The organism is Haloglomus halophilum, assembly GCF_024298885.1.
GTDB classification, from domain to species: domain Archaea; phylum Halobacteriota; class Halobacteria; order Halobacteriales; family Haloarculaceae; genus Haloglomus; species Haloglomus halophilum.
The window spans coordinates 232,882-251,620 of sequence record NZ_CP101166.1; the positions used below are offsets into that span (position 1 = coordinate 232,882).

Consider the following 18,739-nt stretch of genomic DNA (forward strand, 5'->3'; position numbering starts at 1 on the left):
TCTCAGGGCTCCTCCGAAACCAGCCCCAGCTGAACCCGTTCGTATCGATGCAACCCGTAGCCCACCAGCAGGCCAACGGCCACCAGCGTCACCGCGACGAGCCACAGACTGTCCGTGCCGCGCTGGGCCAGCCACACGACGGCGAACAGTGCGAGTGCGAGCACCCAGCAGGCGACCGTCGTCCGGAGCGCGCTCCCTGTGCCGGCGAACGAGAACGCGAGGATGAGAAGCGAGGCACCAACCAGTGCACCGAACACCGGGAGCGAAGGCGCACCCGGCAGGATGCCGACGGCCGCCAAGTAGAGCACCACCGCGAACACGGGCCCGAACAGCGGGATCCGACTCGTTCGACGGCCGGTCGCACCTTCCGCGCTCATCGGCCATCACCCGGGCCCGGGGCTGTGGGACCACCATCGGAGCCGTCTCGTGGTGGTCCCATCTTCGCCGTCGGCTCGCCGCCCGACGTTCCGGCCGCCCCGCCGGACGCCTGCCGGCGTCGCTGTTGCTGAGCCAGGAGCGCGCCGATGCGGTCGCCCGGTGCGACCTCGAAGGCCTCGACCCTGTCGAGCGCGGCGAGACTCCGCCGGAACTCCTCGAAGTCGAGATAGCGGTCGTAGGCGGCTTCCAGGTCGCTCATCGCGTCCGGTTCGTACAGCACGCGCGGCGCGACGAAGACGACGACGTGGTCGTCACCCCGACGGGCGACCTTGACGGCCTCCCGGAGCTCCGCGCGGTCGCGGTCGTCGGTGAGGATGACCGTCCACGTCGAGCCACGGAGTCGGGTGAGGCGGCTCCGGGTCGCCGCGAACAGCGGGTTCGCATCCACCCGCTCGACGTACGGGTCGGCCGTCTCCAGGAAGGGCCGGAGCGTCGACGCGAACGGCGTCTCCTCGTCGGCGAGCCGGACGGCGTCTCGTCGGGCGGTGGCCGGCGTTCGTGCCTCTCGCCGCGGCCTGTCGGCCCGGCCGTGGCCGCTCGGCGCCTCGGTCGGTTCGAGGCCGGTCAGGGCCTCGCGGATGGTCGTGTAGGTGTCGAGATCGGCGTTCGGCGGCTCCGAGACAGTGATTCCCTCGTCGCCGACCGCGTAGCAACCCAGGGGGTCGTCCAGTTCGCGGGCGCTCTCGAGATACGCGATGGCGACCTCGCGGAGGTAATCGAGGACGCGCTGGCCGTCGCGACCGAGGCCCGTTGTGGCGCGGTGGTCGATGAGCAGTACCGTCGTCCGGTCGGTTTCGGCCTCGAACTCGCGGACGTGGGGCTCGTTCAGGCGAGCCGTCGCCTTCCAGTCGATGCGTTTGGCCTCGTCGCCGGCGATGTACTTGCGGACCTCCGCGGGTTCGAGGCCGGAGCCGATGCGGCCAGCGTCGTGTTCGCCGTAGGCGGCCGCGACGGAGTCGCCGCCGACACCGACGTGGACGTTCCGGGGGGCGCGGGGCTCGACGGTGAGGCGAGGTGTGGGGCCGCGTTCGATGGACTCGTGGAAGAGCCCGCGACCGTCCGCGAGGTGGAGCGTGGGCTGGGGAACGGCGTGAGCCCCGGCGACCGGGACGGTGACGCCGAACGTCGTGCTGGCGTCCGTCTGTCCGCGACTCAGTTCGAGCGTCGTGTCGGCGTCATCGACCGCGCGCCCCGCGACGGGGCGCCGCCCCTCGGCGTGGACATCGAGCGGGCTGCCATCCGGAGCGGTGAGCGAGAGGGTGACGGTCGCGGGGTCATCGGTCGCGACGCGGCCGGGAGCGAGCGACTGCTCGACGGTCAGGCGTTCGTCGAGTGTCGCGGCACGGTGTGTGAAGAGATACTGGTGTGCGAGGAGCCACGCGCCGACGGTCGCGCCGGCGAACAGGAGGAGCGGCCGCTCGAAGGCCACCGCGAGTGCGGCCAGCACGAGTGCGGTCGCGGCGACCGCCCAGGCACGGCGCGTGGCGTGCATACCGTCGTGGTAAGGGGTGGAGGAGTTGAAAGCTTCCCTCTCCGGGTCTCGCGAGGGGTCCAGTCCGAGGCGGAGCCTCTTTGATGCCCTGGGGCCACGGTCGGGACGAACGTGCGCCGTCGTGTCGTCCTCGTGCTGGTGCTCGCGCTCGCGCTTGCGAGTATCGTCCCACCCGTCAGCGCCGCTGGAGCGAGCACCTCGGGTGGCGCTGGTCCCGGCGAGGTCGCTGCCCTCGACTCGCATGTCGGGGCGCTCCAGGCCGAGAACAACACGACGGCGGTTCGGCATCGCGACCCGGAAGAGACCGACCAGAACGGGGACCTCGCCGCGGTCCGCGGGCAGCTCGCCGGCCGGATGGGTGAGATCACGGTCGACTGCTCGGAAGGCATCCGCATCGGGAACTACGACGCGTGCGAGGAGTTGAACGGGAGCTACAGCGACGCGCTGTCGAAGTACGTCGACGTGACCGGGCGGGATGCCGGTGGCACCGAGAACGACTCGGAGTCGGCCGAGTCGTACCGCGACCTCCAGGAACAGCAACAGGAGTTCGCGAACGAGACACAGCAGTTCCGGCAGACCTACCGTGAGTACCGCGAGGCCCGACGGAACGGCAACACGACTCGGGCACGGCGGCTGGCGCGGGAGCTGCTCGAGTTGCAGGGGAGCATCCAGCGGACCGGAACGAACGTCTCCCGGACATCGAACGACATCGGCAACCAGACCGGCGTCTCGCTCGTGGCCGTCAGGCAGAACACGGCGGCCGTGACGGCGAACGTCACCAACACGACGAACACGGTCGTCACGGCGGTGTTCGTCCCGACGACGGTGACGGCCACCCGCGAGACCCAGGGGAACGTCTCGGCCCGTGACCGGCTCGTCGTGACGGGGCAGGTGCGGATGGCCAACGGGACGATGGTCCGGAACGGCAGCGTCGTGCTGGCGACCGGCCCCGGGCGTGGGTCACGGGTCGTCGACCGGACACGAGTCACCGTCGACGAGTCCGGATCGTACCGGCTGACCTATCGGCCGACGACCATCCGAACCGGCGACCGGACGCTGTCGGTGTGGTATCGGCCGCCCGCGACCTCGGTGTATCTCCCGGCGAACGAAACCGTCGACGCCACCGTCGAAGGCGTCCGTGCGACGCTCTCGGTCGGGGAGACACCCGGGTCGCTCCGATACCGCGACAGGGTGCGGGCCGTGGCGAGCGTCACGACCGACGGGAGCGAGCCCATCGACCTGCAGGGTGTACCCCTTCGGCTCCGTGTCGACGGGCGGACACTCGGCGAGGCACGGACCAACGCGACGGGCGCCGCGGTGCTGGAGTCACGGCTTCCGGCCGGAATCGCACCGGGTGACCGGACGCTGACGGTCGCGGGGGCGACGCGGAACCGGGCGGTGACCGTCGACGCCGTCCGCCGCTCGGTTCGGGTGGCGCCGACCGAGACGGCCCTCGATGCGCGGGCCGTACAGACGGCCGTCGGCGAGCGCTTGGTCCGGGTGGTCGGCCGGTTGCAGGCCGACGGCCAGGGCGTCCCCGGGCAGGAGCTCGAGGTCCGTGTCGACGGGCGACTGGTACGGACCATCGAGACGAACGCGACCGGGTACTACCGCGGGACGGTGACGGTGCCGAACGCGTCGTTCCCGGCGACCGGGAGCGAGCAGGTGGGCGTCGTCGTCGCGTTCGACGGCGCCGGAACGAACCTGGAGGCTGCTCGCGTCCGGCAGCAACTCACCATGCGGAGCGGGGGGACGGCATCGTCCGAGGGTGCGTTCGGTCGGGCCGTCGGATTCGTCGAGTCGAACCCAGCCGTGGTGGCCGCTGGGGGCATCCTGAGCATCCTGCTGGTCGCCGGTGTGTTCGTGCTCCTCCGCCGGCGTGACGGCGGCGAGACGGTCGACGACGCGGCCGTGGGAGCGGGCTACTCCGGTGAATCCAGCGACGACGGTGGCACGGTGGGCGGCGGGGGCCACGGACTTGGCGTGGAGGCGGTACAGGAGGCACTCTCGGATGGGGCCTATGCCCGGGCGGTGCTGTCGGGCTACGCGGCCGTCCGGCGTGGGCTGCCCGTCACGGAGGGGTCGTCGGTCACGCACTGGGAGTTCTACCGCCGAGCCAGCGAGGCCGGGCTGTCCGAGGCGCAACTCGAGGCACTGCGTGACGTGACCGAGGCGTTCGAGCAGGTGAGCTTCGCGGGACGGGCGCCCGACGAGAGCGAGGCAGCATCCGTCGTCGAGGCCGTCCGGAACGCGCTCGGGGAGCGCGAGGGCGGCTCGGTCACGGAGCCTGCGGACGATTGAGAAGTGTGGCGTCGCGAGCGGACGACCGAGGGAGCGGGCCGGCGGCTCAGCCCTGGTCGGCCGCCTCCTCCTTGGCCGCGTTTAACTCGTCGACCTGTCCGGCGTCCGGGAGTGGCGGCGCCGACACGATCACCTGGATCGTGTCGGTGTCCGACAGCCCGGTGTCCGGGTCGGTGCCCGTGACGGTCACCTCGTAGGTCCCCGGTCGGGTGAACCGGTGCGTGAACGGGGTGCCCGACTGCCGGGCCACGGTCCGTCCGTTCTCGTCGGTCGCCTGCCAGCTGACCGCCGACGCCGGAAGCGACCGGCCCCACTCGTCCCGCGTCGAGGCCGACAGCGAGACCGACTCGCCGGCGACCGCACGGACCGGCCCGCCGACCCGCCGGGTCGTCAGGTCCTGGTCGCCGACCTCCTCGCCGGCTCGGTCGCTCGACCCGCCGTCGTCACGCAGCTGTCGGCGCTCCCGTTGCTCGTCCTCGGGAGCGGGCCCCTCGACGACGTAGCGCTCGTTCCGGGCGATGCGCACGTCCGGCGCAGCAGGCTCGACGGTGAACGGGTCGCTGGTGACGAACCGGGTGTCGACCCCGTCGCTCACGAGGAGGACGAACCGCGCCCGCTCGCCGCCCGGCAGGCCGTCGAACGCGGCCGTGAACTCGCCGTCGGTCCGGACGCTACTGAACGGGTAGAGCGTGGTGCCGTCCGGCGTGTACAGGAGTTGCGTGTACAGTGGCCCCTCGGATTCTGCCGCGAGGTCGACCGCGACCGGCGTGGGCTGGTCGCGGCCGAAGCGCTCGGGCAGGTCGAACGACGCGTCCTCGAGTCGGAAGTCCGTCGGGGCGAGGCGGTCGAGTGGCTCACCCGTGTCGGAGTCGACGAGCGTGATACTGCTGACGGTGCCGTTGTCGGCGACCGGAACCGTGAACGGCCGCGCGGGCTCGTCGCCGTACTCCTCGAGCCCGTCCTCGAACCGGCCCGCGAGCGGTATCTCGCGCTCGCTGCCGTCATCGTACTGCACGACGAGGACGGCGTGGGGGTCCTCGACGCCGGCGCCGACCCCGACGCCGGTACCGGGAATCTCCGGCCCGACGCGGCCGGGTTGCTCGAAGGTGGGGCGCAACTCACCGCCGCCCTCCCGGAAGAGGACACCCGAGATGAGCCGCGCGGTCGGCCGTTCGCGCCCGAGCAGTTTGCGCCCGGACGCGCTGTCGGCGGCCGTCTCGGCCGACCCGGAGCCACCGTCACTGCGGAGGTTCGGGTGCGCGGGGTTGTCGTCCCACGAGGTGAAGCGGTCGGCGAGGCGTTTCCAGCGGTAGTCGCTGATCCACTGCGGCGGGTCGTTCGTGGACCAGCCCGGAACCGTGCTCCGGACCTCCCAGATCTGACAGTAACTCTCGAACTCCGGGAACTGCTGCGGGATGATGCCGACCGACGGGTCCCACCCGACCTCCTGGATGTAGGTGTTCGTCGGGTTGATGCTCGACCACTCGTCGTCGGCACCGGCCGTACAGCCGTTCGCGAACCGGTTGGCCGAGCGGTTGCCCACGTGCTTGCCCCAGTCGTTATCGCCGAGGTTGTGGTTGATCTCGTGGGCCATGACCATCCGCCGGTGGGCCGACCCGGTGGGGCCACCGATGGACGCGTACGAGGCGCCGTTGTCCCAGGCCGGGTCGCTGATGCCGGCGAAGTCGGGCGTGAAGCCGTACACCTGCGTCGGCCGGGCGGGCGAGTTCGGGCCGGTGGTTGCGGCCGACGCCCACAGGAGCCCGAAGGTGACGCGGTTCAGCTCGTTGATTCGCTCGCTCGTGCTCGCGCCCTCGAAGTCGGCGTTCGACGCCGCGAGCTCGATGAACGTGGGGTCCGCGACGGGATACGTATCCGCGAGCGATGCCGTGGCCGCGTCCGCGGTCGCCGTCGTGGTCCGCGAGGTGCCGGCGCCGCTCTGCACGTCCGGGCGGACGTAGTAGATGTTCGGGTCGAACGTCTCGACGAACGAGACGGTCGTCTGCTGGCTGTTGTCCGCGGGCGTCTGGTCGAGGTAGCCGAGCCGGTAGACCCGGGCCTCCAGCCGGAGGTCCTCTACGTCGGTCCAGCTCGCCGGCAACTCGACGTTCGCGCTGTCGTCGCCGTCGTTGCGGTCCGGCGTTCCCGACGGCGCATCGAACGTCGTCGTCTCCGTCCCGAGCGTGCGGACCGTCCCGCCGCCCACATCGTACCCTGTCAGCCGGACCGTCACCTCCGTCGCGTCGCTGTTGTCGTGCGTGACGAACACCCGGGCGAGCGTCTCCTTCTCGCGGACGAGCCGGAGCGAGTTGCTGGCCGTCTGCACGCTCTGGGTCACCTCGATGTGGTCGACGCCGACCTCGTCCTCGGGCAACTGCAGGCGCGGCCTGACCCGGTAATCGAGGTAGCCGTTCCCGGTGAGTTCGTCGCTGAGGTCGATCTGCTCGACGCCGTAGGTCTCCCCTTCGAGTTCCAGGCCGACCCACACGCCGGTCCGCTCGTTCTCCGCATCGACCGCCCCAGCCACCTCCTCGAGGTGCCGCCGGTCGAGTGAGGCCTCCAGGACGAATCCGGTGTCGGTGTCGCTCCCGATGTCGCCGCTCGACACGGCCGCGGATGCGGCCACGGGCGCCCCGGCGCCGCTGTCGGTGGCCACCCAGTCGCCATCGCGGAACACCTCGATACGCACCCCGGCGCCGGACTCCTTGGCCCTGGCGTCGTCACCGTCGCTGGGGGTACGGAGGAGACGAACGTCACCGGCCGACAGCTCCCCGTCGCCGTCGCGGTCGAGTTGCACGGCGATTCGCCCGGGCGTCGACTCCACAACGGACGGGGCCGAGAGGGCGACGTAGAGCCGGTCCTGGACCTCCTTGACGTAGAGTTTCCCCTCCAGTGTCCGCTCGCCGTCGGCCGACCGGAGCGCGACCGACCGGACCGAGCCGTCGGCCCACTCGGCGGCCGACCCCTCTTCGAGTTGCTGGCCGGAGTGACCGTAGAGGATGCCGTCGACCTGCGGCGGGTGGAAGCCCGTCGCGAGCTGTGCCTCAGCCGGTGTCTCGGTGTCGGTCGGCGTTTTCTCGTCCGGGCCGGTCGTCGTCGTGGCCGTGGGCCCCGCATCGGTCGGCTGGGCGTCCGCGTGCTCGATGCAGCCGCGGAGCCGGTCGAGGCGCTCGCGCTCGCCCGGGTTCGACTGCTCGTGGATGCTCCCGACGACGACGAAGTCCGAGCCGTGCTCGACGCGCAGCACCGACAGCTCCACGTCGACCGGGTCGCCGTTGTCGTCGGTTCCGGTCGCGCCGAACCGGGTCCGCGTGGTCTCGCTCCCGAGGACGCGCACCTGGTCCGTGCCGAGCCGCTGGATGTCCGACAGCTCGCCGTACTGGTCGAGTTCGGCGGACAGGGTCGACACCATATCGCGGGCGGACATGCCGCCGACGGGATTGGCCGCCTGCCCGGCGACCGACGCCTTCGGGGTCGCGAGGAGCGCGAACCCGCCCCTGGTCTGCCCGCTCGCGTTGATCCGCTCGTAGCCAGAGACGTAGCTGTCGAGTTGCAGCGTCCGCGTCTGTCCCGCCACGGTCACGTTCCGTGACTGGTTCTCCCAGCGCGACACCTCGGTCGAGTAGCCCGTCGCCGAGAGCGTGTCCGAACAGACGCTGGCCGGCGACGCCGTGAACGCGACGGTGTCACCGCCGAGGAACGAACAGCCGCTGGTCAGCACCAGGGCCACCACAAGCAGGGTGGCGACGCGACGGCTGGACATCACCGCCCCCCGGGCGACGGCTGTCGTCGCCCCGTCCGTTTCCGGTCCCGCTGGCGCGGGCCGTCGGAATCGCCCCCCGGCGCTGCGTGACCCCCCGGTCGCTCGCGTGGACGCCTTCGCAATGGCATACGGTACCAAGCGAGCTATCGTATAAGAATCCGTATGTTACGTGCGTGATAGTTACTGGGTGGGTCGGCTGGTTCGCTCGGGACTGGTGCATCGATGGACGCGTTTCAAGGAAGTGTAGACACCGACGACGATCGAAACCGCAAACCCGACTCTCTCCGCCAGATATGGGCTGTGGCGCCTTCGCGTAGTACACCGCCTCGAACGGTACCGTCGACGCGCCCGTCGGGGTCTAGACGAGACGACTGATACGGGGTACTCGAACAGCAGCTCGGCCGGCGCCACTTCTTTATACCTCGTTGCACAGAATCAGATAGTGTGAACAATGACGATACGAGATATAACAGTCTGTATCGATGCGTATCCAGAGAGGGATGCCGAGGTCTTTCGCGTCGGAGCCGCAGACGATATCCTCCGGCTGTTAGCCGACGCCCACGAAACGGAATTCACGATCCCGGAGCTCGTCGATGCAACCGGCGTTACCCGGTCGACGGTATGGCGGGCCGTCGATCTCCTCGACGATATCGGCGCCGTACGAATCCGGGAAACACCGCAACGCAACTACGTCGCTATCGATACGGACCGACTTCAGAAAGACGACCCCATCCTCGCGGTCCCACAGTCCGAGTTCCACGCACCGATTCGAGCGTTCGTGGAGCGTGTTCAGGATGCGATTGCCGATGCTGATGATATCGACGAACTTCTCGGTATCATCGTCTTCGGCAGTGTTGCCCGCGGTGAGGCCGACCGTCGGAGCGATATCGATTGCTTCGTCGTCGTGGATGGCGACCGGACGACAGCCCGCCGTCGTATCACGGATGTTGTCGCCGAACTCCAGCAGGAACAGTTCGATGGCGACCGGTTCGCGTTCGAACCATACGTCGAATCCATCGAGAGTGCGCACAGAGCGGGGTCGAAACTCCGCGAGATCTTCGCGGAGGGCGTGACGGTGTACGGAAGTGAACAGCTCGACTCCCTTCGAAAGTCGGTGATGTCCGATGAGTAGTACGCGAATCGAGCAACTCATCGCCGACGTACAGGCCGCGTTCGACCGGCGGCCGACTGAGATCGAACCCGGGCTCGACGTGGCGGATGCAGCACTCCTCCAGTTGCGGAAGGCCTGCCGACTGCTCGCCGGGGCCGCGGCGTTGCGAGAGGCCGACTACTACACGCTCGTGATCGAGGCCTCGTTCGTCGCTATCGAACGCACAGTCGAGTTCCGGTTGCTTGAACGGGGGACGATGCAGCCTGACGGTCTTCCCGGAACGCACCCCGGCGTCTATCAGGAGGCGGCAGCCACAGGCGTTTTCGCTGAGTCGATAGCAGAGGATCTTGCTGACCTCTGGCGAGAACACCGAGCGAAGACCTACTATCAGGATGGCCTTGCCTCAGCGGACCGTGCCGAAGCGATGTATGCGCTCGCCTGCGAAATCCATGCGTACATCGTCGGCCGATCTCGACAGGGCCACGAGTGTATCTGCTGAGTACGTGTGTATCAATCCAGAATCGAGCTCGTACATCCGGACCCGGCTGTGCTGCCGAGCGACCGACCGGCTTTTGGTCCTCGCTCGCTTGCGACCGGTAGATGAGTCAACGGCGCGACCCGTGGCTGTTGCTCCCGGCGCCCCTGCGGCGACTGCCCGCGGACCTGGCGGCCGTCTCGCTGCTCGTCGGGCTGACAGTGTTCGTCGTGTTCGCGCCGGTCGTCCGGGAGACGCCGCTGCGGGTGGTGCTGGGACTGCCGTTCGTACTGTTCATTCCGGGGTACGCCTTCATCGCGGCGCTGTTCCCCGAGGCTGGGGAGGGGCCTGTCGGAGACGATGACGAGAAGGGAGACCTGGACGTCGAAGGGTCGCGTGACGGTGGCATCGACGGTATCGAGCGGGTCGCGCTCTCGTTCGGGCTGAGTATCGCCGTCGTGCCGTTGATCGGGCTGGTGCTGAACTTCACGCCGTGGGGCATCCGGCTGGCGCCGATTATGGTCTCGGTGAGCGGGTTCACGCTCGTGGCCGTGGCCGTGGGGGCGGTTCGTCGGTGGGAGTTACCCGAGGAGGAGCGGTTCGCGGTGCCGTATCGCGAGTGGTGGGCGGCCGGTCGCGAGGAGATGCTCGAGCCGGATGACCGGGCTGATGCTGTGTTGAACGTGGTGCTCGTATTGAGTATCGTGCTGGCCGTGTCGAGCGTGGGGTACGCCGTTGCGGTTCCGAAGCAGGGCGAGTCGTTCTCCGAGCTGTATCTACTGACCCAGAACGAGACGGGCGACCTGGTTGCGGACGAGTATCCCACGGAGTTCACGCGCGGGGAGCCTCGGGAGTTGGTGGTCGGAATCGGGAACCACGAGCACGAAACCGTGGATTACAGCGTCGTGGTGATGTTGCAGAACGTGACGTTCGTGCAGAATGAGTCACGGGTGCGCTCGGCGAACGGGACGGTGACGCCCGTGTACAATGAGACGCGGGTGCTGGAGGAGGAGCGCCTGCGCACGTTCGAGACGACGCTCGGGGACAACGAGACGTGGATCCAGCCCCACTCCGTGGAGCCGACGATGGCTGGTGAGGACCTACGGTTGACGTACCTGCTGTACAAGGGCGAAGTGCCACCGGAGCCGAGTGTGGATGAGGCGTATCGGGAAGTCCACCTGTGGGTGAACGTGACGAGCGACTCCCGAGAAGTTCTCAGCCGGGCTTCGAGTGCCGACTAGGGTGGCGGATTGTTCCCGACGCCCGCAAGTACTGGTATCCGATACGTGGACGCGTCATCACTTTCTCCCGAGAGATACAAAAATGGCCCTAAATACCCGGCACCAATTTCATTCCAATTTGATTCGGATATTCACCCGATGGTGAGATGTGACTGTCCTCCCGACGAGCGGGACCCAAGGGCCACGGTCCCGTGGCAGGAGGACTTCTGTGAGAACTGCGGAAACCCGCTCCCGGAAGCGACCACCGTGTAAGCGGAGTCATGGACACTCGCTGATTGGGGGGGTTGGGGAATCGATTGCAAACAGCCCTCATCGGGCGCCGACTGAAGGTGAGGTACTGGCGGTTCGACAGTCCTCAAAAGGGACGCCATTTTTCGGTACTCGTTCCGTTCTACGTTCCTCTCGCTAGCCTCGGACTCCGTCTTGACAGAACGAGTTGTACACGTCGTACGTCTCGCATGTCTAGTCGGGGAACAGCCATGGCATCGTCGTACACACGACGGTTCACGAGGAACGGCTCTTGACGCTGGAAACGTCGCTGGAGAGTACCGAGGCGTGGATTCAGCAGTACTCGGTGGAGCCGACGATGACGGGAAACAATCCCCGGTTGGTGTAGCTACTGTACGAGGGGGAGGAACCACCTGCCCCGACGTAGACGGAGCGTATCGATAGGTGCATCTGTGGGTGAACGTGACCGATTCCAGCGGGGTACCACAACCGCTAGCAAGGTCTAGATAAGGGTAAGATTGCAGAAACACCCGTTCGATGCGGACCTACCCGTTATTGGGTATGCGCCGAACCATATCCTTATGCCATTACAGTAGTAGCAGACAAATGAGCGGAACTGCCGTCCCAGAATTACGGCAGCGTGATTTAAATAATCGCACATGTATGGGAAGATATGCTGATGTCGGGGGGAGTGTTGCATGGTGGATGAAACGCTGAAGAGCGCTCACCCACAACCGTGGGGAGAGATGAAATGGGGGGCTCGGTAGATGTCGGGCACTGAGGAGTCTACACTCGCTGTAGAGTCGAATCTTGCAACAGATCGGCCTGCAGTCGGGGTTGTAGTGACCCCAGAGAACTCGAAGCATCTGCCCCATGCAGTGCTCCGAGCACAACAGAGCGAGTACGATGTACTCGTTGTTCCGACGGCAGGTGTTACCGAAGAGTCACTCTCGTTTGCTAATCAATTGGATGCGCAGGTCCTGAAACACGCGTCAGAAACGGATGTCTCACCAACAGAGCGTCTCGTGGAAATCGGTCGAAGTACCGGCTATCCAGGCGTCATCGTGCAGGATGAGCTCCGGACGAAGGTCGACTTCAAAGCAAGCGAGGCAGCACTCAGGGAACAGGCGAACTACTTCGTAGAAGGTGTCCGTGCCAACACTCATGACGAGGAAGGAGAAATTGTTGTTGGGATACCGGCGTACAACGAGGAGGTCGGCATCGGGAGCGTGATTCTCCGGGCGAGCGAGTACGCCAGCGAGGTTGTGGTCGTCGACGATGGGAGTACAGACCAGACTGTGGAGGTCGCTCGCGAAGCTGGAGCGACTGTCATCGAACACGAGTCGAACTCCGGCAAGGGGGCTGCCGTGCAGACCCTCTTCGACCATGTGGCCGGACAGTCGTTCGATGCACTCGTCCTCATCGACGGTGACGGGCAACACGTCCCGTCCGATATTCCGCAGGTGGTTGGCCCGGTATCGGAGGGAGAGTCGGACCTAGTGGTTGGAAGTCGTTACCTGGAGGACTCCGGGGAAGACGAAACCCCCCGGTATCGCCGGTTCGGACAGCGCGTGCTCGATATGCTGACGATGGGGTCCTCTCGAACGAACGTCACGGACTCGCAGAGCGGCTTCCGTGCGTTCTCCCCGAAGGCCGTCGAAGAACTCGAACTCAACTCGCAGTCGTTCGGCGTCGAGTCCGAGATGATCAGCGAGGCGTCAAGCAAGGGGTTGGATATCGAGGAACGGTCCATCGACGTTCGATACGACGGGATCGACGGGCAGACCCAGAACCCGCTCCGGCATGGCCTGAGTGTGGTGACGTTCCTACTGACATTAGTGCGTGACCGGCACCCGTTACTCTTCTTCGGACTACCGGGACTGGTTTTCTTCGGGGTTGGTGCGTTGTATGGAGTAGATGCAATTCTGGTATACAGAGCCACGGGTGAATTTTTCCCAGCTAAGGTCCTCGTGAGTGGATTCTTGACTATTCTAGGGACCCTGGGACTCTTCATAGGACTGGTGCTGAACCGGATCGGAAACATGATTGCCGAAATCGGGTCCGAATAATGAGAGAAGAAGCCCCTCAAATAGTGATAATCCTCGGCACAAGACCTGAGATTATCAAACTCTCTCCCGTTATTCGAGCTTGCCAAGAACACAACATACCGTTCTCTGTGCTGCACACCGGGCAGCACTATTCCGACGGGTTGGACTCGGTGTTCTTTGACCAATTAGAGCTTCCAGTTCCAGATCTAAACCTTCAGGTCGGATCAGCTTCACACGGACAGCAAACGGGTGAGATGCTGGAAGGCATTGAGGAGTATCTGATGGATCGACAACCAGATACGGTTCTGGTGCAAGGAGATACGAACTCTGTACTGGCGGGAGCTATCGCGACGAGTAAGCTGGACGCTGATCTGGGACACGTGGAAGCTGGTCTTCGTAGTTTCGACCGGGAGATGCCCGAGGAGACGAATCGGGTGGTGTCTGACCACGTGTCTGATTATCTCTTCGCACCGACAGAGCAAAGCAAGGAATACTTGCTCCAAGAGGGCCGTCCCGAGGAAGATATCTACGTGACCGGTAACACGGTAGTCGATGCGCTCTACCGAAACCGTGAACTCGCACGCGAGAAGAGTGACATCCTCTCTGAGTTGGATCTGCTTGATGAGGAGTACTTCCTCATGACGGCTCATCGTGCCGAGAACGTCGACAATCAGACGCGATTCAGCGATCTTCTCGCAGGTGTCTCCAAGGCGGCAGCGGAACACGGCGTCTCTGTCATCTATCCGATTCACCCCCGAGCGCAGAATCGTATTGAGGAATTCGAGATCGACGTGCCCGACCGGATTCAACTGACAGAACCGCAGGAGTACCTGGACTTTCTCAGGCTCGAGGCAGACGCAAGTCTGATACTGACCGATTCCGGAGGAGTGCAGGAAGAAGCGTGCGTACTCAGGGTACCCTGTGTGACGCTTCGGGACAACACAGAACGTCCTGAGACAGTAGATGTTGGGGCGAACCTGCTCAGTGGAACCGATACTGAATCGATACAGGAGAAGTCACAGACGATGCTATCAAGGCCAACTGAATGGGAGAATCCCTTCGGTGATGGAAAAGCTGCAGACCGGATACTCGAAATAGTGACAGCAAAACAACAGCAGGTGACTCGATGAGTTCAGTGTGTGTACACGGATTGGGCTACATTGGCCTCCCCACGGCGGCGATGCTCGCTAACTACGACCACGAGGTCTACGGGTATGACACCAGCGAGGAGGTCACAGAACAGCTTCGTGGTGGTGAAGTCCACCTAGATGAGCCCGGCCTACGAGCGTTCGTCACGCAAGCCCTCGAGTCGGGCCAGTTGGAGATAGTAGAGGAGGTCGTTGAGGCGAAGTATCACATCATCTGTGTGCCGACGCCCTTCGATGACGAAAAGAAGAAAGCTGACCTGAACTACATCGAACAAGCTGGCGAAGCTATCGTCCCGAACCTTGTAGCAGGAGATACGGTCATTCTCGAATCGACCGTGCCTCCTGGAACGACTGTCAACGTTCTTCAGCCGGTTCTCGAAGAATCGGGGCTTACAGCCGGAGATGACTTCGCCTTAGTTCACTGTCCTGAGACGGTTTTACCAGGTAACATAATCACAGAGCTTCGACAGAATAACCGAATTATCGGTGGGGTCAATGGCGTCTCGACACAGGCAGCTGTCCGTCTGTACGATTCCTTCGTAGAAGCCGATATCCGAACGACACAGGACGCGACGACAGCCGAGTTCGTGAAGCTAATTCAGAATACGTTCCGGGATACGAACATCGCCCTAGCCAACGAAGTCGCGAAGCTGGCACACGACTACGACATTGATTCTCGAGAGGCCATCGACCTCGCCAACGAGCATCCGAGAGTCGATCTCCTACAACCGGGGCCGGGAGTCGGTGGTCACTGCTTGCCAATCGATCCCTGGTTCTTGGGGCAAAATTCCGACGAGCTCGAACTAATCGAAATAGCACGGCAAGTCAACGATGGGATGTCCCAGTACATAATCGAGATTCTTAACGAGAGGTTGGGGACGGTAGCTGGAAAGAAAATTGCCATTCTCGGAGTTGCCTACAAGGGGAATGTCGGTGATACTAGAAAAAGCCCAGGACTGAAACTGGCACGGGAGTTACAATCGATTCCTAGAGAAGAATCCGAAGCAGTGGCCGTTGATGGAGGCGTCGACGTAGAGGTGATGTTGCACGATCCGCACGTTATCGATCAGACCCTCCAGCTAGAGTCACTTGACGATGTGCTCAACGAAGCAGACGGGATTGTAATCGCGACGGATCACGACGAGTACGAAACGCTTGATCCGACGCAGATTGAAACCGATGAGGCAGTCGTAGTTGACGCACGAGCGATGATTGATGATACGCAGTGGCAGAGAGCTGGGTTCGATGTCGTGACCATCTGATGATTGATAGGAAAGATTCCCAGTCTGTCGTCATTGTCTCACAGCACTATCCGCCTGATAAATCGGGCAACGCATCTCGAATCCACGACACTGCGAAACACCTGGTAACAGAGGGGTGGGACGTGACCGTTCTAGCCCCCCCTCCAGCGTTTCCCCACGGTCAGTTCGATCGATCCTGGTCACGGAAGATGACGAGAGAAAACGACGGTGTGACAGTGCATAATCTCTGGGCCTGGCAACCCACTGAGGAGGACCCAGGGTTCGTTAGTCGCATGGCGTATTATCTTCTCTTCCCCCTCCATGCACTCATCTGGTTACTATTGAATCATCGGGGGGTAGATGCGATTATTACTTCTTCACCGCCGATTTTCACCGGGATTACTGGTCTTCCGTTCGGGCTTTTCAGTTCGACCTCGTGGCTCGTCGATGTTCGTGACCTCTGGATCGACGCTTCTGTCGGCCTCGGATTCATTGAGGAAGGTGGACTCGCCGAACGAATCAGTCGTCGCTACGAAAGTTGGGTACTGTCAACTGCTGACCGAATCACAGTCACCACGTCAGTGCTGGGAGATAAACTGGCCGAACAGTACGGTCTCGACCGGGACATAATTGTCCACCTGCCGAATGGAGTCGATACTGACGAATTCGAGCCCACCGGGTCCGTTTCAGAGCCAACGATTGTCTATACCGGTAACGTCGGACACGCCCAGGACCTCGAATCCTGTATCCGAGCGATGTCCCGGATAGACCATCCTGATGCGAAATTGAAAATCGTCGGCGACGGTGATATCAAAGGAGATCTCGAGAAACTAGTCCAGGAAGAGGGACTGAATGAATCCGTCGAATTCACCGGACTCGTGGAGCGACAAGAAGTACCGAAGATTCTCGACGAAGCAATAATCGGAATAGCTCCGCTCAAGTCCGACGAGTCCCTCGAATATGCTGTCCCGACGAAAGCGTACGAATACATGTCGTACGAACTACCTGTCGTAACAACGGGTATTGGAGAAATCGAGACGCTCGTCGAACAATCGGGCGGTGGCTATCACGTTGCAAACGATCCGGATGCGATAGCTTCGGCGTTCGAGACGCTCCTTGCCGACGACGAAAAGCGGGCAGAATTCGGCACGAACAGCCGCCAGCATATGATTGAGCGTTACGACAGAGGGGTCGTCGCAAAGAAGTTGAGTGCCACCCTACAAGAGGTGGGCGCGGCGTGAATCAGTCGGACGAAGAAACTCAGGAGGGACGCCTCTCGTTCTTCACTGACCCGTCCAACTGGCCACTGTTCTACCATACTGCGAAGAATATGAAGGCGAGGCAGTTGGTAGGCATCGCTGAGCGAAAAGCTCGTCATGCGATCATTCCACGCCTACCAATTGACTTCGACCAGCGATACGAGCAACGGATTCCAGATGAGCTGGTCGTCACTCCCAGACCGATTTCTGAAAACTCAGGGACCCTCCGAGATAGCCTGAGTAAATCAGAGCGTGAACGGTATCAGCAACGGGTGAATGACGCAACGGATGGAAAGCTGACCTTTCTCAACCGGTCCATCAACTTCGGTGACGAGATCGATTGGAATCATGAACAGTTAGATGAGTTCCCGTTACTCTGGCGTCTCAAGTTGCAGTCCTTCGAGTTCCTTGAATGGGCCATACTTGGATTCGAAGATCCGTCTGAGGCTGGAGACATCCATGACCGCTTTCAGCGATGGCTTCTCTCTTGGGCGGAAACTAATCCCATTGGCGATACCAAGTATCTCCGGCGATCGTGGATACCACATTCCGTGTCACTTCGAATCCTCAATTGGACACGGTACGCGGCATGGTGTGAGCAGGCGAACCTATCGGTTGACGACCGCCTCTACCACCAGATTTTCAAGAACGCTCTGTTCCTCGAGAACCATATCGAGTTTGAAGTCGGTGGAAACCATCTGATAGAGAACGCTATCGCGCTCGTCGTTGCTGGTGTGCTCTTCGATTCCCACGAAACCGGTTGGAAGGAGATTGGGCTTGACATTCTGGAAGACGCCGGTGAGACACAGTTCTTGACCGATGGAGGCCATTTTGAGCGGAGTCCGATGTACCATCTAATGGTTTTGCGTCGATTCATCACGGCCTACCAACTGTTGGCGCATCTCAATTACCCGACAGACCAGCTACAGAGCACTATCAAACAGGCTCTCGGACATCTTGAGTCGATATCGGAGCCGGAAGGACGTATACCTCTGCTGAACGATGCTGTGCTTGGAGAACAGATTTCTGCGAGAGCCTGTGGAAGCTATGCCGAGAAATGCGGTATTGCTCCTCAACAGACCTCACTTGACAATCCCAAGGGCTCCGGCTATTTGAAGTTGACATCAACAAATAGTACGGTACTCGTTGATGTGGGAGACATCGGTCCCCGCCACCTCCCAGCACACTCACATAACGATCAGTTGAGCGTGCTACTCTGGATTGGCAACTCACCGATCCTCACCGATACAGGCGTATATGATTATGCTCCGACACCTCGACGCCAATATTCAAGAAGTATCGCCGCACACAACACGGCCCAGTTTGAGGATGCAGAGCCAATTCCAATCGGGGGGAGCTATCTCATGGGTAGACGCGCCACTACTGACCTCCACAACCATACTTCAGAATTCGTCCGAGCTGAGTGTAAAAAGCAGTCCTGGATCGGCCCTGAATATTCTCATAACCGAGAAGTCTCAATCTCCAACAACGGATGGAAAATCAGGGATCGCGTTGACTCAGAAGCTGAGGGCCATTTCACCGTCCGATACCACTTTTCTCCGACAATTGGGTTAGAAGAGGTCCGACACGGTGTCTTCACTGTTTCTAATGAAGAGTGTATTTTATCGACAATTCAGGTAGAGGGGTATCAATCTGTGGAGCAATCCGAAAGCCCGTACTTCGAACGATACGGTACCGAAACGATGCGGCCACGAATTTCAGTAACAGCCAAGAAAGGTAGCGAGATACGAACTTGTATTTCAATCTCATCACAACAGATTAGCGAGGATATTAAGCCCACTACAAACCAGTCACCAGATAATTGTATACAATGAATCACCGTATACGGAACTTCGACGATGGTAACCTTCGGATGGTCCCAGTATCACAAGTGACTGATAACTCGGTACTGGCCAACACTTCGTTACCCGTGTGTACAGGCAAGGTCGAAAGTCTGATGAACCAGATGACTCAGATGAACGTGCCTAGCAACG

12 protein-coding genes are annotated in these 18,739 nt (G+C 62.6%); 9 read left to right on the plus strand and 3 right to left on the minus strand.

Translation table 11 applies throughout. The features are described 5' to 3' along the window. Positions 1–2: 2 nt before the first annotated feature. Both NL114_RS01080 and NL114_RS01085 read right to left on the minus strand, forming a co-directional pair. Positions 3–377 carry a DUF8163 family membrane protein gene (locus tag NL114_RS01080; RefSeq protein ID WP_254822964.1) on the minus strand — a complete coding sequence of 125 codons (375 nt, stop codon included), beginning with the start codon at positions 375–377 and terminating at the stop codon, positions 3–5. After that, on the minus strand, positions 374–1,930 hold the full coding sequence (locus NL114_RS01085; RefSeq protein WP_254822965.1) for a DUF58 domain-containing protein: 1,557 nt from the start codon (positions 1,928–1,930) through the stop codon (positions 374–376). The genes NL114_RS01080 and NL114_RS01085 overlap by 4 nt, the downstream gene beginning before the upstream one ends. Positions 1,931–2,041: 111 nt before the next feature. Here NL114_RS01085 and NL114_RS01090 point away from each other — a divergent pair, with 111 nt between their 5' ends. Continuing rightward, positions 2,042–4,231, plus strand: coding sequence for a DUF4129 domain-containing protein (locus NL114_RS01090; protein ID WP_254822966.1), 2,190 nt, complete (start codon positions 2,042–2,044; stop codon positions 4,229–4,231). Positions 4,232–4,277: 46 nt separating this feature from the next. Here the strand turns inward: NL114_RS01090 and NL114_RS01095 are convergent, their stop codons facing one another. Further along, positions 4,278–7,994: a DUF6517 family protein gene (locus NL114_RS01095; protein ID WP_254822967.1), complete on the minus strand. Its 3,717-nt coding sequence runs from the start codon at positions 7,992–7,994 to the stop codon at positions 4,278–4,280. A 451-nt stretch (positions 7,995–8,445) separates the two neighbouring features. Between NL114_RS01095 and NL114_RS01100 the strand changes: the two genes are divergently transcribed. From NL114_RS01100 to NL114_RS01135, 8 genes are all read left to right on the plus strand, one after another. Beyond that, a complete protein-coding gene (locus NL114_RS01100; protein WP_254822968.1) occupies positions 8,446–9,126 on the plus strand; it encodes a nucleotidyltransferase domain-containing protein in 681 nt (226 codons plus the stop codon). After that, the gene (locus NL114_RS01105; RefSeq protein ID WP_254822969.1) at positions 9,119–9,604 is read left to right on the plus strand and encodes a DUF8154 family protein; all 486 of its coding nucleotides are present in this window, start codon (positions 9,119–9,121) and stop codon (positions 9,602–9,604) included. The genes NL114_RS01100 and NL114_RS01105 overlap by 8 nt, the downstream gene beginning before the upstream one ends. 101 nt (positions 9,605–9,705) lie before the next feature. Beyond that, a complete protein-coding gene (locus tag NL114_RS01110) occupies positions 9,706–10,821 on the plus strand; it encodes a DUF1616 domain-containing protein (protein ID WP_254822970.1) in 1,116 nt (371 codons plus the stop codon). A 995-nt stretch (positions 10,822–11,816) separates the two neighbouring features. Beyond that, positions 11,817–13,118 carry a glycosyltransferase family 2 protein gene (locus NL114_RS01115; RefSeq protein WP_254822971.1) on the plus strand — a complete coding sequence of 434 codons (1,302 nt, stop codon included), beginning with the start codon at positions 11,817–11,819 and terminating at the stop codon, positions 13,116–13,118. Continuing rightward, positions 13,118–14,227: a non-hydrolyzing UDP-N-acetylglucosamine 2-epimerase gene (wecB, locus tag NL114_RS01120; protein ID WP_254822972.1), complete on the plus strand. Its 1,110-nt coding sequence runs from the start codon at positions 13,118–13,120 to the stop codon at positions 14,225–14,227. Before NL114_RS01115 ends, wecB begins: the two co-directional genes overlap by 1 nt. Further along, positions 14,224–15,507 carry a nucleotide sugar dehydrogenase gene (locus NL114_RS01125; protein ID WP_254822973.1) on the plus strand — a complete coding sequence of 428 codons (1,284 nt, stop codon included), beginning with the start codon at positions 14,224–14,226 and terminating at the stop codon, positions 15,505–15,507. Before wecB ends, NL114_RS01125 begins: the two co-directional genes overlap by 4 nt. Then, positions 15,507–16,727 carry a glycosyltransferase family 4 protein gene (locus NL114_RS01130; RefSeq protein WP_254822974.1) on the plus strand — a complete coding sequence of 407 codons (1,221 nt, stop codon included), beginning with the start codon at positions 15,507–15,509 and terminating at the stop codon, positions 16,725–16,727. Before NL114_RS01125 ends, NL114_RS01130 begins: the two co-directional genes overlap by 1 nt. Further along, positions 16,724–18,580 carry an alginate lyase family protein gene (locus NL114_RS01135; RefSeq protein ID WP_254822975.1) on the plus strand — a complete coding sequence of 619 codons (1,857 nt, stop codon included), beginning with the start codon at positions 16,724–16,726 and terminating at the stop codon, positions 18,578–18,580. The genes NL114_RS01130 and NL114_RS01135 overlap by 4 nt, the downstream gene beginning before the upstream one ends. Positions 18,581–18,739 lie beyond the last annotated feature (159 nt).